The organism is Collinsella aerofaciens (assembly GCF_040910265.1).
Taxonomy (GTDB): domain Bacteria; phylum Actinomycetota; class Coriobacteriia; order Coriobacteriales; family Coriobacteriaceae; genus Collinsella; species Collinsella aerofaciens_BK.
In genome coordinates this window covers 1-15,181 of sequence record NZ_JBDGAW010000012.1, presented here as the reverse complement: position 1 = coordinate 15,181, position 15,181 = coordinate 1, and the positions used below count along the sequence as shown (strand labels likewise).

Below are 15,181 nucleotides of genomic sequence, written 5' to 3'. Positions count from 1 at the left end.
CCTGCAGCTCGACATAGCCTTGCCTAAGGCCTCCGCTTTGCGGGGGCCTTTTTGCTATCCCATTTCGCCCACTTGACCAAAATCTTGCCGCAAGCTTGACGAATGCCGGATGCCCAACAGCTTGATTCATTCTATATCAGATTCTATGCAAAAATGCCACTAGAAGGTCGTAGACGGTAGCGGGTGCTAGGCGAGTTGAATGACATGGCTGAACCTTGTTCATCTGCGTTACACTGCCGCTTAGATGGGACAAGCTGACAAGCTCATTTACCTGCTTAAAGACCGATTAGTCGGGGGATTAATAACAATCGGCCCTTGCTGTACAAAAACTTGCCGCTTGCGTACCAAAAGACAACCTAAAACACAAGGTCGCTCTATTCATAGCGCGGCTTGTATGGTCTTGCGGCTACAGTGTCCATACGGTCGAGTTGAGGAGCGGGCATGGTAAACGATTTGAGCGGTATAGACGACCTCGAGCTGATGCCGCTGGGCGGAGGCTATATGGTGCGACGCGAACGCTTGATGAATGAGCTTATCGCCAAGGGCCGAAAGGCCGGCATCGTGGTTCTTTATGCGCCCGACGGGTTTGGGAAGACCTCGGTGCTGCTGCAGTACACCCATGAGGTTAAATGCGATCCGACGCGAGGCCCCGTGCGGATTATCGAGGCCGATCGCGCCACTGGGCGCGAGGTGTTTATGCAGCTCGAGGTGGTTACCGAAGAACTCAAAGACAAACCGCATTCCCTTATCGCGATTGATAATGTGCCAAACCTCGATCAGCACGATACCGAGGACCTCATCGACAGGATTCGCGGCCTGCGCGCTATGGGGGTAGGGGTCTTTATCTCCTGCCGTCCTTCAAATCGTCAGTTGATTCATGGGCTGGGCGATTCGGTTAAGATCAATGCGCAGATGCTCAAGGTGCATGCCTATGAGTATTCGGCGTGGGCATCGGCGTTTTCGATCAGCACATCGCTCGACTTTTATCAGCTCACGCAGGGCGTGCCCGAGCTCGTTTCGGCATTGCAGACAGGTCTGTATGGCCAAGGCGACGTAGCCGGCCTGCTCGAAAACGAGATTGTCAACGTGTATGGCGCGGCACTTGCCGATCTGGCTTCACTCGACAATAATGCGCTGTTTTGCGTGGCATGTCTCATGGTTTTGATGGGCGAGGGCAATATCGCAGAACTCGAGGCCTGTGGGGTGAGGCTGTCGATGGTCGACCAGTCCTACTTTGTACGCGACTACCCGATCTTTGGCTTGGACCCCGCCGAGCGGAGTTTTACATGTCTGGGCACGGAGGATAACGGACGCTTGCGTTTGCGTAAGTTGGTGGCCGAGGTTCGCCCCGAACTTGTTCCGAGGGCGGCCCGGATTTTGCTTAAGGCGGGCCGATGCGATGCGGCGATGGGCCTGGCGGACGCCTTTCTGGACCGTGAAGCGGTCCTTGAACTTGCTGGGCAGTATGGGGTCGATCTGGCTCTGACGGGGCACGGGGCCGATATCTGCCGAGCGGCGCTGGGCACGATCGATGCCGACGATCCGGCTCCAGAGCCAACGCCTGCCGAAGCGCTTGGCGTATATCTGGCAGCGGTCAGCGTGTCCAATACAAAGCTCGCTCGCTATATGGCATCGGTCATCGAACGCGGGGGCGAACGGGCGGCCTGCGAAATAGACCCTGTTTCATGGAGGGTGGCCCAGACACTGACGGCTGTTTGCTATGGGGACAACGGGCTTGGGCTTCCTACGAACCTGGCCGTGCCAGAAATCGAGACATCCCATACCGCACTCGATATGCTGTCTGCGCATATCGAGGTCAAGCGCTGCCTGACCGAGCGGGGAAATGACGGCGGCGTTCTACAACAGCTCAAAACGAGCAAGGCCTACGACTGCGAGCTCGACATCGCGGGGATTGTTATACGGGCCGATAGCATGCTGGTGGAGCTCTTTGACGGGTCGTTTGCGGGAACCGACGAGCGCGACGACGAGATGACGGTGGCGCGGGAGGCGCTCGACGTACGTGGGCTTAAGGCGATGGCTATCTGGGTGCGCATGGTGTTGGCGGCACGGCGGCTCCTTTCCGGCTTGCCGGTAACCGACGACGCGGCGTTCAACGAGCTCGATCGTTTTGCCGTGCGCATGCGCGACAACCAGATTCAGCTGTTTGGGCTGTTGCTAGAAGGCTGGCAGTCGCTGGCAGAGGGACGGCCGGTTAATGCAAAGTTCCGTGCGGTCCAAGTGCTCAAACTTGCCGAGGAGTCGATTGCGTACATGCGCGATAACGCATTGCTGTTGGAGCGCGCGGCGTATCTGCGTAACACCTCGATGGTTTCGGTGCGCGAGGAAGCGGAGCTACTCGATATAAGCCAGACGCAGGTTGGTGGAGCGGAGGCCTGGATGGTGGCGCTGCATTTGGCCTGTGCGGGCCGAGACAGCGATCTTGCGGCCTGGATGTCCATGAATCGTGCGGGGATTCTAGAGCCATCGTATCGGCTCTTTGCGCGCCTTGCCATGCACTGTCTGGGCGAGTCTGGCGCAAGAATCCGCAAGAAGCTCCCGGTGCGCGAGCTTTCGAGATACACGCTGCGCGACGATTTGGACGAAGCGCACGAGCGGCTGTTTCAGGTCGAGGAAGTCGAGGCCGTCGATACGATCGAGCATATCGAGATCCGCATGTTCGGGGCATTTCGCGCCGAGCGCGACGGGTTTCCCATCACCGATAAGATGTGGCGTCGCAAGAAGGCGGCAACGCTTGCGGAGCGTCTCGCGCTGAGCATGGACGCGCTGGTCGATCGCGAGACCCTGGCCATGGAGCTGTGGCCCCATGCAGAGTTCAACCGCGCCCGCAACAACTTGTATTCGACGATATCGCGCCTGCGCTCGGCCTTGGGGCCGACGCCAGACGGCAAGTCGTGTGTGCTGATCCAAAACGAATGCATTGGGCTCAACGGCGACTACGTTAAGACAGACGTACGGCTGTTTGAGCAGATGACCCGCGAGATCTTGGGAAATCGTGGGGGAGCGCGCGGGCCTCACCTGGTGGAGCTGTGTCTAAAGGTCGAGCAGCTCTACGCTGGCTCGCTCTATATCCCCAATGGCTGCAATCCAACGTACTTCGTGCGCATGCGTCGCATCATGCAATCCAAGTTTATCGACAGCATGATTCGCGGGGCGAACGAGGCTTTGGAGGAAAACGACCTGCAGTCGGCAATATGGCTGGTCGAGGCAGGGCTTCGCCAGGAGACGGCACGTGAGGACATGGTTCGCTGCGCCATGCGCGTCTATAACGCCGCGGGTCGCCGCCGCGACATCATCGATTTGTACAGCGGACATGTCCATCATCTTAAAGAGCAGATTGCGGGCGTACCCGAGCCCGAGACGCGGCGCCTCTACGAGCGTTTGGTCGAAGGCAGGCTTAAGCGCATGGCCGTTGTGCGATAAAAAAGGGGCGTCCAGGTAACCCGGACGCCCCATAGGCACGCGATGTATGAGTGTCTAAACGAGCTCGATCTTCTCGATGTCCTTGCGCGAGGACTCGCGATACAGCGAGAACTTGCGGCCGATAACCTGGACGACCTCGGCGTGGCAGCGCTCGGCGAGCTCCTCGGCGGCCTCGCGGGCAGAAAGGCTGGAGCCGTCCAGCACGGAGCACTTGACGAGCTCGTGCTTCTCCAGGTAGGCGACCGTCTGCTCGACGGTGCCCTCGTTGACGTCGGACTTGCCGATGATGATGGCGGGGTTGAGGTGATGGGCCATGCTGCGAAGTTGCTTGACCTGGGCTCCTGTCAGTGCCATGGGTTCTCGCTTTCTATGTTATGGGGCGCCCCGCGACGGGGCCTTAATCTACGTGAGCTGTCCCACGATAGCGCAGGAACGGCGCGGTGTGGGGCGCGTTTGCCCAGTTCAAAAAGAATGCGGATGCCAAGCGAGTGGGCGGTGCGGGATGAAGGCGGACGCGCGGCACGGATACAAGCGGACTACGGACGATTTGCAGAGACTGGCTCCCAGGCAATAAAGGCCCAACGGACTTTGCGGATATGGTCGAGCATGTAGCGTCCCTGCGGCACACCCTTAGACCCCGGCTCGCCAGCATGGGGATTCTCAATCATGTGCTGCGCGATGTAGTCGCGCAGACGGTCGGTCTTATCCTCGTTACCGTGCTCGAGCATGCGGGAGAAGTCCGCCACGCCCGCCTCAAGGCTGTCGAAGGTATCGCGACGAGGCGATTCAAAGTACGTGACCTGCGGCAGGGCACCCATCTGAATGAGGATATTAAAGGCATAGACAAAGCCATTACTGCAGGTAACCGAGGCGCCGATGGCATTCATCAGGTGCAGGTCATAGCGCGGGCTGGAGTTAGCGACCATCGTGACAGCACAACGCCGACGAGCCGTTCGATCAAGCTTGGCAAGCGCGCCTTTTAGGTTGGTCGTGGTGACAGAGCGACTGGCAAAGGCAACATCTACCGCTTTCGCGACCGGTCCAACCAGGTTCCAATCATCATCCCAAGCAAGCTCAAGCGGCGTAATGCGATCCTCGAGCCCATAGTATTCAATACCAGCATCAAGCGTGCCCAGCATGGCAGGAGAGAAGTCGGCAGCAATCACAGGATGCCCAGCCTGCGCAAGCGGAATAGCAATCGACCCAGCCCCACACCCCATATCAAGCACCGACTCGCCGGGCTGGAGTGCCAACAGCTTCATAAAATCGCGAGCATACGGAGCAGTCTCAAGCGGCCGAAAATGCCGAGCCCTTTTATCCCACTCAAAAGAGTCATCAGCCCGCCGCCGACCAGCCTGCAAGCGCATCCATTCCTGGTTCCAATCTGTGGAAAGCAGCTCAGAACGAGCACCCTCATCAACCACGGGCCATCCCCCTCACAACAAAAAAGCGGCCCCTCACAAAAGAAGAGCCGCAACCAGCATATATCAGAAAAAGAACCGTTCCAACGCCAAACCGCCGCACCTGCCAAGTGGTGCAGGAGCGAAGCAACTGCAACCGGGATAGAACCCAACCGAGGTCCCGCTGTGCGGGAGCCCCGCTGCCCGGCGGCAGGCATATAAGGTCGATCGCGAGTTCCGCACGAGCCGGAGAGCACTTAATGTGCTCTCCGTGCGAGCCAGGACTGTCCGAGCAGGCGACCTTATATGCCTGCCGCCGGGCAGCGGGGCTCCTCGCCCGAATCCCTAGCCTAGTTCTTCAGCGAGTTCAGCGGTGCCGGGAATCGACCACCGCGGTGGGCAAGCACGGTGCCGGCGTTGGGGTTCACCGGCATGATGGGTGCGCGGCCGAACAGGCCGCCGTACTCGACGCAGTCGCCCACACCCTTGCCGATGGCAGGGATCACGCGGACAGCCGTGGTCTTGTTGTTGATGACACCGATAGCCATCTCGTCGGCGATGATGCCGGCGATGGTCTCGACCGGGGTGTCGCCGGGGATGGCGATCATGTCCAGGCCGACGGAGCACACGCAGGTCATGGCCTCGAGCTTCTCGAGTGAAAGCGCACCGGCCTCGACGGCGGCGATCATGCCGGCGTCCTCGGACACGGGGATAAAAGCGCCCGAAAGGCCGCCGACGCTGGAGCTGGCCATGACGCCGCCCTTCTTGACGGCATCGTTGAGCATGGCGAGCGCGCAGGTCGTGCCCGGGCCACCACAGGTGCCCACGCCGATGATCTCGAGGATGCGGGCAACGGAGTCGCCGATGGCGGGCGTGGGAGCCAGCGACAGGTCGACGATGCCCTTCTCGACACCCAGGCGATGGGCGGCCTCGCGGCTCATGAGCTCGCCGGCACGGGTGATCTTAAAGGCGGTCTGCTTGATCTTCTCGGCGACTTCCATCATCGAGGCGGAGTCGGGGAGCGTTTCCAGTGCCGCGGCCATAACGCCGGGGCCCGAGACACCAACGTTGATGACGGCGTCGGCCTCGCCGCCGCCGTGGACGGCGCCCGCCATAAACGGGGAGTCCTCGACCATATTGGCAAAGCAGACAAACTTGGAAGCGCCGACGGAATCCTGGTCGGCCGTGAGCTTGGCAGCGTCGATGATGGTCTGCGCAGCCATGAGCACGGCGTCCATGTTGATGCCGGCGCGCAGGCTGGCGACGTTGACGCTGGAGCAGACGCGGCTCGTGGTGGCGAGCGCCTGCGGAATGGACTGGATAACGCGGCGGTCGGCGTCGCCGATGCCCTTCTGGACGAGCGCGGAGAAGCCGCCCAGGTAGTCGATGCCGAGGGTCTCGGCCGCACGGTCGAGGGCATGCGCGATGGGGGTGAGGTCCTCATCCTTGCAGCACGCGGCAATCTGCGCCACCGGGGTGACGGAAACGCGCTTGTTGACGATGGGGATACCGTACTCGCGCTCGAGGTTCTCGGCGGTCTCGACCAAGTGCTCAGCCGTGTGCGTCACGTGGTCGTAGATCTTCGTGCACATGCGGTCGAGGTTCTCGTCACCGCAACCCATGAGCGAAACACCCATGGTAATGGTTCTGATGTCGAGGTTCTGCTCCTCAACCATGCCGCGGGTTTCCGCGATTTCTGCAGGCGTGATCGCCATCCTTGCGCTCCTATCTGCCAAAACGAGCATAGTCCCCTCTATTTTAACGTGCCGCACGCGCCAAGTGGCACATGCGGCACGTTTTGGTGTGGGGTTGTTTCCGTTGTGTTACCGGCCAAAGACCTCTTCGGCGATACGCGCGCTCTCGGCGGCGTCCTTGGCGTAGTAGTCCGCGCCGATTTGCTTGGCGTATTCGGGGGTGAGCACGGCGCCGCCGACGATGATCTTGACGTCCGGAACCTCGGAATGGAGCAGCTTGATGGTCTCCTCCATGGCGACGACCGTGGTGGTCATAAGCGCCGAGAGACCGACGAGCTTAATGTCGCGCTCCTTGACGGTCTTGAGCACTTCTTGCGGGTCGACGTCGCGGCCCAGGTCAAAGACGGTGTAGCCGTAGTTGTCGAGCAGCATCTTGACGATGTTTTTGCCAATGTCGTGGATGTCGCCCTTAACGGTGGCCACGCAGATCTTGCCCTTGTCGGCAATCTCGCCGGCGGGCATCAGGCGCTTGATGGTATCGAAGCCCACACGCGCGGCCTCTGCCGAGGCCATGAGCTGCGGCAAGAAGAACTTGCCCTGGTCAAAGAGCACGCCGACCTCGTCGAGGGCGGGGATAAAGTGATTATTGATGAGGTCCATGGCGTCGTGGTCGGCCAGCAGACGCTCGGTCTCGGCCGCGATCTCGCCCTTACGGCCCGAGACGACCATGTGGCGAATGGGGTCGTCATCGGCGCTGGTGGCGGTGCCTGCGGCAGGCGCGGCATCGCTCGATGCGGCCTGGGCGGCAGCCGGGTTGGCGGCAATCTTGTACGGGTCGGTCCAGCCGGCGTAGCGTTCGATGTATCCGGTCGAGCCCTCGTCCTCGACGCTCAGCACGCGATAGCTGTAGACGGTGTCCATAAAGCGCTTGGAGCCCGGGTTCATGATGGGGGCATCCAGGCCCGCTCCAAAGGCAGCGGCCAAAAAGACCGAGCCAAGCAGCGGGCGGGCGGGCAAGCCAAAGCTGATGTTCGACACGCCGAGCGCGCACTTAACGTCCAGGCGCTCTTTGCACAGGGACATGGCGCGCAGAATTTGCTCGGCCTGGCGCTGGTTGGTCGAGGCCGTCATGACCAGGCAGTCGATGAGGATGCGGTCCGGGCCGATACCATAGCGGGCGGCCTCGGCCACGATGCGCTCGGCGATGGCAAAGCGGGCCTCGGCGGTATCGGGGATGCCGCCCTCGTCGAGCGTGAGACCGACGACGTTGGTGCCGTAGTGGGCGACCAGCGGAAAGATCTCGTCCATGATCTGCTGCTTGCCGTTAACCGAGTTGATGATGGGCTTGCCGGCGTAGCGGCGCACGGCGGCCTCGACGGCGGCGGGATCGGTGGAGTCGATCTGCAGGGGCAAGAGGGTGGAGCCCTGGAGCTGCTCGGTTGCCTGCTGGATGATCTTGACCTCGTCGATCTCGGGCAGGCCCACGTTGACGTCCAAGATGTCGGCGCCCTGCTCCTGCTGGCTGATGCCCTGGCTCACGACGTAATCCAGGTCGCCGTCACGCAAGGCCTGCTGCAGGCGCTTTTTGCCGGTGGGGTTGATGCGCTCGCCGATGACGGCGATCTTGTGGCCATCGCAGGGAAGGTCCACAACCGTCTGGGCGCTCGTGACCGACATGCTGGGCTTGCGGTGACGCGGGCTGGGCGCGTGATTGTCGATGAGGGTGCGAAGTGCCGCCATGTGCGTGGGCGTGGTGCCGCAGCATCCGCCGACGACGCTCACGCCGTCCTCGATCATGCCGGCGACGGCTTCGGCGTACTCGGGTGCCTGGATGTCAAAGACGGTGTTGCCGTCATCGTCCACACGGGGCAGCCCCGCGTTTGCCTGTACCATGACGGGCTTGTCGGTGACGGTGAGCATGCGCGCGGCGAGTCCGCGGAGCTCGGCCGGGCCCTGGCTGCAGTTGATGCCCAAGACATCGGCGCCGATGGCGTCGAGGGTGATGGCGGCGACCTCGGGGCTCGTGCCTAAGAAGGTGCGGCCGTCTTCCTCAAAGGTCATGGTGGCAAAGACGGGCAGGTCGGAGTTCTCGCGGCAGGCGAGGACCGCCGCCTTGATCTCGGCCAGGTCGGTCATAGTCTCGATAATAAAGAGGTCGACGCCCGCAGCGACGCCAGCGCGCACCTCCTCGGCAAAGAGGTCGTAGGCCTCGTCAAAGCTGAGGGTGCCCAAGGGGCGTAGCAGGGCGCCGATGGGACCGATGTCGCCGGCGACGTAGCGGGCGCCGGCCTCACGGGCGCAGGCGACAGCGGCGGCAAAGACGTCTGTCACGGTGGCGGCTCCGTCGAGCTTGTGGGCGTTGGCGCCAAAGGTGTTGGCGGTGATCACGTCGCAGCCGGCCTCGACGTATTGGCGCTGAATGTCGGTAATGACCTGGGGCTCCTCAAAGTTGAGCAGCTCGGGCAGGGCGCCGGCCTTCATGCCGGCCGCCTGCAGCATGGTGCCCATGCCGCCGTCAAACAGCAGGTGCCCCGTGCCTTCGATGGCAGCGCGCAGGCGGTCATCCTTAATGCGCAGGTCGTCAATCGTGCGCGTCTTGTACGCGGCGCCGTTACAACGCGCAGCATTGACGGGCGCCGCCAGTGCAGCACCGTCAGAATCATGGGTGATAAGTATGTTTGAGCTATTCGCCATGTGCGTCCATTTCGTCTAGAGCCCACTGAGGGATTTCTATTTGTAGGGATTTGTCGGGCTCGATGTCTTCGATTCGTTTGTTGTAGTAGACAAGAAGTCGTGCAACATTTAATCGAATTAGGCTTCGCTTGTAGAACGATAATTCTTCAATATTGATGCCAATAAACGATTCGAGCGCGATAACCTGTACGCAATCGCCGAGCCCCTCACTTTCGAACAGTCCGTAAGCGAAGGAAACTTTATTGCGGGGGACAACAACGATGGGCCGAATGCCATTTCGAATGTTATCTCGGCATCGATCGGTCAATTTGGCCATCGGCGATACAGTTACATGAAATGCAGCATCATTGATTTGGAAATCGCCAGAACGGTCAGTCTGCTGGTCGGCAGCGTTTGAGTTGTCCTTTCCGATTTCTATGGTTGGAAATAACATTTCAAGTTTTGCACCTACCAGGTGCTGTGCGACCGTGCCTGTTGGTTTATCGGATCGCAGGCTTGCTCCGGCCAGGATGTCTTCGACAATGGCAGAAATTGGTTTTTGAAGATCGATTTCGACTTTGATTCTCTGCCGGTTGAAGAAGTCGACCTGGATACGCTCGACGAAGAAGTTGGCGATTGCATTCGCAGCTTCAAGACGAGCGTCTTCACAAGTGTCGCTGGGCAGGGTAGAGTTGATGATCGCGGCAAGCTCAAGCGCCATTGGAAGCGTGCCGCGTGAGGTCCTGCCGCCTTCTGATGCGAAGGCGCGCGTTTCCCCATGTCTGGCTAAAACTGTTTTGATGCATGCCCCACTTAGGCCTCGTACTTGGCTCCCCTTGTCCGATTGCACGTAATCGTTGGTGAGCGGGAAACGGTTTTGCAACAGCTCGCTTATGCCTATGCCAACCGCCATGACGTTGCGGTTGACATTGCCTCGCTTGTTTCGCTTGGATTCGTACCAGAGCTCAATGGCATTCAAGACGTTTTTATTGGGCTCGCTCAAGGAGTAATTTGCCATTTCCATCATCGCTCACTCCATTCCTTGAAGACATTAACGCGGGCTTGACTGCATTTTTTATAAGCCAGGTGACAACTGGCACGGCAACTGCATCGCCGAATGCATAACGAATCTGAGCATCCGAGAAGCCGCTAAATTGATATGAGCCGGCACCTTGGAGACGAGCATATTCAGTTCCAGTCATCCAGCGAACTTTTAACTTTCCGTTTTCGCATATAACGACTGCCTGTCTTGATGAGCCGCCGCGAGCCGTTCTTAGACATCCGGCAATTTCCTCTTCGCGGATTTCCCAGCGTACAACGCCCGACCGCGTGCGACGATAAGCAGTGCGAACAATTTTTGCACTGGCATTTAAGAAGCGCTGAAGGCGATCTTCTTGATGTGGCGCAAGTGAATCGGTAAATGCTTGCACTTGGTTCTTGTCCCACCAACGCTTGTCGTCATCGGGCATATTTTCAACTACCGTTGCGAGGCCTGTCATGCGAAGTGGACTCGGCTCGTTTAGGTGAGAGATGTGTGTAATGAGCGAAGGGTCGGAGTGAATCCAGGAGACCTTTTCAGGTCGAAGCGAGGAATCGAGTCGGCTGTTGGGAAGGGGATTATTTAATCCGACGACAAACATGCGGGGGCGAGACTGGGGAAGCCAGTGCCGTGCGTCGATAAAATAGGCATCGCATGAATAGCCCAATCGATTAAATTCCTGGCAAACGAGCCTAAAGTCATCACTGTTATTAGACGTCGCAAGGCCGATGACGTTTTCGAGAACAATTGCCCGCGGGGCGCGATCGCCCATTCCTTCGATGGCCTTAATAAAGCCAAAGAACGCACTAGACTCTTTGCCAGAGATAAGCCCCTCCCGGTTCCCCGCGAGAGATAGGTTTGTGCAAGGGCTTGATGCCCATGCGATGTCGGCTTGGGGTATCAGGTCGGGATCGAGTGCGTGGACATCCTGCTCGACTAGATGTTCATCGCCCCAACGCTGGCTGTACATGGCGCATTTAGTATGGTCTATGTCGTTTGCCCAGATTGTTTTGATTCCGGCTTTTGCCATGCCGGCACGAGCCAGGCCAATGCCTGAAAAAAACTCAAGCGCGGTAAGTTGTGGCGAGAACTGCAGAATGTTGTGCATGTACTGGCTTTCAGATAGTTGTTATTTGGCCTCTTATGGTACTTGTTTGCGAGGACATCTGCTTACAAACGGATGCGATTCCCTCGATACCGAGCCATCAATTGACATTTTATTCAGAATACGAATAGCAGGTGGTGTGGGCGGCGCGGAAGCGGCAATGCTCGCGCATGCGGCAGATATTGCAGGTGGGACGGGTCTGGGCGTCGTGGACCTCGCCGTCGAACAGACCGATCACCGCGGTCACGCTCTTGGTGGGCATGAGCAGGCTGGTGGGTGTGACGGTGAGTCCAATGAGGCGCGTGGCGTTGAGCGCATCGACGATTGAGTGCTGAGCCGAGAGCGGGCAGTCGCCGTAGCCGGGACTAAAGCGCCAGTTGCCGGCAAGGCCGTGTGCGGCAGCGTCCGTCTTGACCCGCTGGTCCATCTGCTCAACGGCGGCCTCAACATATGCCGAGCACGCGGCGTCGAGCACGGTGCCCTCCAGGGGCTGCTGGGCTCCGGTGGTCCGCAGGCGGCGCTCGGCGGCCATGCCGAGGGTGCAGGCCATGAGCGCTGCCAGGCGGGCGTCCTTAAGATGTCGATAGATATCACGACCCCGCAGCTCAACATTGGTGCCAACCAAGCGGATGCAGGGCTCGCCCTGCTCGTCGACGCCCGTGGCATCGACGGCAAACACGCGTCGCACGCCGCGGGGCTCGATATCCAGCTCTAGGCGCTCGACTACAAGCTCAATTCGTCGTGACAGCTCGGGCTCAATCTGCTGGCCGCCGTAGCCCAGATACCGCAGCATCTCGGCACGGTCGACACGAGGGCGGTGGGCAGCGTCGATACGGTAAAGCGCCGGCGACGCAAGGTCGGCCGGCACTTCAACAACGGTTGTATCGACGTGCGGTTTTTCCATTACCCCAGGCGCTCCATAATGGTCGCGGCGATTGCAGGACGGTTCATAGTGTACAGGTGCAGACCGTCGGCGCCGTGCTCCTTAAGGTCGCAAAGCTGACGGGCGGCATAATCTACACCGGCTGCCTGCAGGCTCTCGGGGTCGTTCTCATACTTGGCGAGGATCTTGATGACGGGGGAGGGCAGCGACGCGCCGCACATAAAGACCATGCGGCTAATTTGCGACTTGCCCATAAACGGCATGATGCCCGCGGTGATGGGCACGGTGATGCCCGCCTTGTCGGCAAGTTCGCGGAAGCGGTAAAAGCACTCGTTATCAAAGAAGAGCTGCGTCACAAAGAAGCTCGCGCCGGCATTCTGCTTTTGCTTGAGGTGCTCGACCGAGAGGTTAAGGTCCTCGCAGGCGATGTGGCCCTCGGGGTAGGCTGCGGCACCCACGCAAAAGCCGGCGTCGACAAGCTCGGGGATGAGGTCGCGGGCATAGGCGTAGTCGGAAGCGGGCTTGTCGTCCTCGGTCGCGCCGGCGGGAAGGTCGCCGCGCAGGGCCAGCACGTTTTCCACACCGGCGCTGCGATACTCATCGATCTTGGCGGCGATGTCGGCGTGGGTGCGACCCACGCAGGTGAGGTGCGCGACCGAGGGCGTATCGAATTCGCTCGAGATCATATGCGCGATGGGGGCGGTGGTGGCACCGTTGCCCGAGCCGCCGGCCGAGCAAGTGACCGAGACAAAGCTCGGCGAAAGCTTGCACAGGCTGCCCGCCACTTCGTGAGCCGTATCGAGGGTGAGCTCGCCCTTGGGCGGGAACATCTCAAACGAAACGGGCGTGGTGTTCTGGGATGCTGCCTGCTTAAAAACCTCGTCGACGCGCATATCGTGCTCCTTTAGATATTTAGTGCGATGTGTTGTAAGGATTCTACAGCACCACTGTGCCACGGTGGAGTTTTACTCGCTATTTGGGGATACCAATCAAAGATGCTTTGCTATCGGCATTGCCTATAACGGAGCAGTCAATTTGGAACGGGGCTATATAGACTGGTATCTGATGTGAAATACCAGTCTTTTTAGCCCCGTCCCAAATGAACTACCCTAAAATCATGCGGGGAGGTCTGCAATTTATACAGTTCGTTGGCTGTTAAGGGTGGTAATAATCCTGCGATGCGGTAACCTCATTGATTGGTTTCGTGACCGCAACATAACGGTAATGTTGCGGAAACACGGCGAGTCTAATCTAAGGCTCGTTCGTTAGTAATCAACACCGCATCTCACGCGGTGCCGATACGAAGGGAGTTCCGTATGGCCGAACTTACTGACCGCTTCGGGACCATGGTGTTCTCTGAGGAAGTCATGAAAGACTACCTCCCCAAGGACATTTGGAAGCGCCTCGCTGCAACCCTCGAGGACGGTGAGCCGCTCGACCTGGACGTGGCCAACGCCGTCGCCCACGCCATGAAGGTCTGGGCCATCTCCAAGGGCGCTACGCACTACGCCCACTGGTTCCAGCCGCTTTCGGGCATCACTTCCGAGAAGCACGACAGCTTCCTGGAGCCCAACCACAACGGCACCGCTATTACCAAGTTCACGGGCAAGAACCTCATCCAGGGCGAGCCGGACGCCTCCAGCTTCCCCAACGGCGGCCTGCGCGCCACCTTCGAGGCCCGTGGCTACACCGCTTGGGACCCCACCAGCCCCGCCTTCATTAAGGACGAGGTCCTGTGCATCCCCACCGCCTTCTGCTCCTACACGGGCGAGGCCCTGGACAAGAAGACCCCGCTGCTGCGCTCCATGACCGCGCTCGATCGCGAGGCCAAGCGTGTCCTGGCTCTCTTTGGCAAGACCCCCAAGAAGGTCGTTCCCTCCGTCGGCGACGAGCAGGAGTACTTCCTGATCAAGAAGGACGCCTACCGTAAGCGCAAGGACCTGGTTATCACCGGCCGCACCCTCTTTGGTGCCAACCCCTGCAAGGGCCAGGAGCTCGAGGAGCACTACTTTGGTGCTATCCGCCCCACCGTCTCGGCCTACATGAAGGACCTGGACGAGGAGCTTTGGGCGCTCGGCATTCCCGCCAAGACCAAGCACAACGAAGTCGCTCCCTGCCAGCACGAGCTCGCGCCGGTCTATGAGGAGGTCAACGAGGCTATCGACCAGAACCTGGTCATGATGGAGAAGATGAAGCTCATCGCCTCCCGCCACGACCTGGTCTGCCTGCTGCACGAGAAGCCCTTCGACGGCATCAACGGTTCCGGCAAGCACAACAACTGGTCTATCGGCACCGAGTCCGAGAACCTGCTCGATCCGGGCGACACCCCGCTCGACAACCTACAGTTCATTGTCTTCCTCACCGCGGTGATCGAGTCCGTCGATAACTATCAGGAGCTCCTGCGTGCTTCTGTCGCCTCGGCCGGCAACGACCACCGTCTGGGCGCCAACGAGGCTCCTCCGGCGATCGTCTCCATCTTCCTGGGCGACCAGCTCACCGAGGTTGTCGAGAAGATTATCGATGGCAAGGCATCCGTCCACGCCACCCACGGCGTGCTCGACCTGGGCGCCGATGCCCTGCCCAAGCTCATGCAGGACAACACCGATCGTAACCGCACCTCTCCGTTCGCCTTTACCGGCAACAAGTTCGAGTTCCGCGCCTGCGGCTCCGAGCAGAACGTCTCCGACCCCAACATGGTCCTCGACGCTGCCGTTGCCAAGTCGCTCAAGGCTTTCGCCGACGCGCTCGAGGGTACGCCCGAGGACAAGTTCCAGGACGCTGCGCTCGAGTACTGCAAGAAGGTTCTGACCGACCACCAGCGCATCCTCTTCTCCGGCGACGGCTACTCCGACGAATGGCCCATCGAGGCGGAGAAGCGCGGCCTTGCCAACAACAAGACCACCGCGGACGCTTTGCCCGCCTTTGTCTCCGAGAAGGCTCTTGCCC

Annotated in this window: 10 protein-coding genes; 2 read left to right on the top strand and 8 right to left on the bottom strand. The window is 59.9% G+C overall.

Annotation, left to right across the window (positions count from 1 at the left end):
* Nucleotides 1-441 precede the first annotated feature (441 nt).
* A complete protein-coding gene (locus AB5Z14_RS06195; RefSeq protein WP_368130739.1) occupies nucleotides 442-3,441 on the top strand; it encodes an AfsR/SARP family transcriptional regulator in 3,000 nt (999 codons plus the stop codon).
* Between the two features lie 54 nt (nucleotides 3,442-3,495).
* Here the strand turns inward: AB5Z14_RS06195 and AB5Z14_RS06190 are convergent, their stop codons facing one another.
* From AB5Z14_RS06190 to AB5Z14_RS06155, 8 genes are all read right to left on the bottom strand, one after another.
* Complete coding sequence (locus AB5Z14_RS06190; protein WP_117763624.1) at nucleotides 3,496-3,795, bottom strand: YhbY family RNA-binding protein; 300 nt, start codon at nucleotides 3,793-3,795, stop codon at nucleotides 3,496-3,498.
* A gap of 182 nt (nucleotides 3,796-3,977) precedes the next feature.
* The gene (locus AB5Z14_RS06185; RefSeq protein ID WP_368130738.1) at nucleotides 3,978-4,703 is read right to left on the bottom strand and encodes a methyltransferase domain-containing protein; all 726 of its coding nucleotides are present in this window, start codon (nucleotides 4,701-4,703) and stop codon (nucleotides 3,978-3,980) included.
* A gap of 488 nt (nucleotides 4,704-5,191) precedes the next feature.
* The gene (locus AB5Z14_RS06180) at nucleotides 5,192-6,556 is read right to left on the bottom strand and encodes a PFL family protein (RefSeq protein WP_035136908.1); all 1,365 of its coding nucleotides are present in this window, start codon (nucleotides 6,554-6,556) and stop codon (nucleotides 5,192-5,194) included.
* 108 nt (nucleotides 6,557-6,664) lie between these two features.
* A complete protein-coding gene (locus AB5Z14_RS06175) occupies nucleotides 6,665-9,229 on the bottom strand; it encodes a homocysteine S-methyltransferase family protein (protein ID WP_368130736.1) in 2,565 nt (854 codons plus the stop codon).
* Complete coding sequence (locus AB5Z14_RS06170; protein WP_368130734.1) at nucleotides 9,219-10,235, bottom strand: DUF4928 family protein; 1,017 nt, start codon at nucleotides 10,233-10,235, stop codon at nucleotides 9,219-9,221. Before AB5Z14_RS06170 ends, AB5Z14_RS06175 begins: the two co-directional genes overlap by 11 nt.
* The gene (locus AB5Z14_RS06165; protein ID WP_368130733.1) at nucleotides 10,195-11,355 is read right to left on the bottom strand and encodes a DNA cytosine methyltransferase; all 1,161 of its coding nucleotides are present in this window, start codon (nucleotides 11,353-11,355) and stop codon (nucleotides 10,195-10,197) included. Before AB5Z14_RS06165 ends, AB5Z14_RS06170 begins: the two co-directional genes overlap by 41 nt.
* 109 nt (nucleotides 11,356-11,464) lie before the next feature.
* Nucleotides 11,465-12,256, bottom strand: coding sequence for a hypothetical protein (locus tag AB5Z14_RS06160; RefSeq protein ID WP_368130731.1), 792 nt, complete (start codon nucleotides 12,254-12,256; stop codon nucleotides 11,465-11,467).
* A complete protein-coding gene (locus tag AB5Z14_RS06155) occupies nucleotides 12,256-13,128 on the bottom strand; it encodes a methylenetetrahydrofolate reductase (RefSeq protein ID WP_368130730.1) in 873 nt (290 codons plus the stop codon). The genes AB5Z14_RS06160 and AB5Z14_RS06155 overlap by 1 nt, the downstream gene beginning before the upstream one ends.
* Nucleotides 13,129-13,551: 423 nt before the next feature.
* Between AB5Z14_RS06155 and AB5Z14_RS06150 the strand changes: the two genes are divergently transcribed.
* Nucleotides 13,552-15,181: glutamine synthetase III family protein (locus AB5Z14_RS06150; protein ID WP_368130729.1), on the top strand; the 1,630-nt coding region annotated here is incomplete at its 3' end.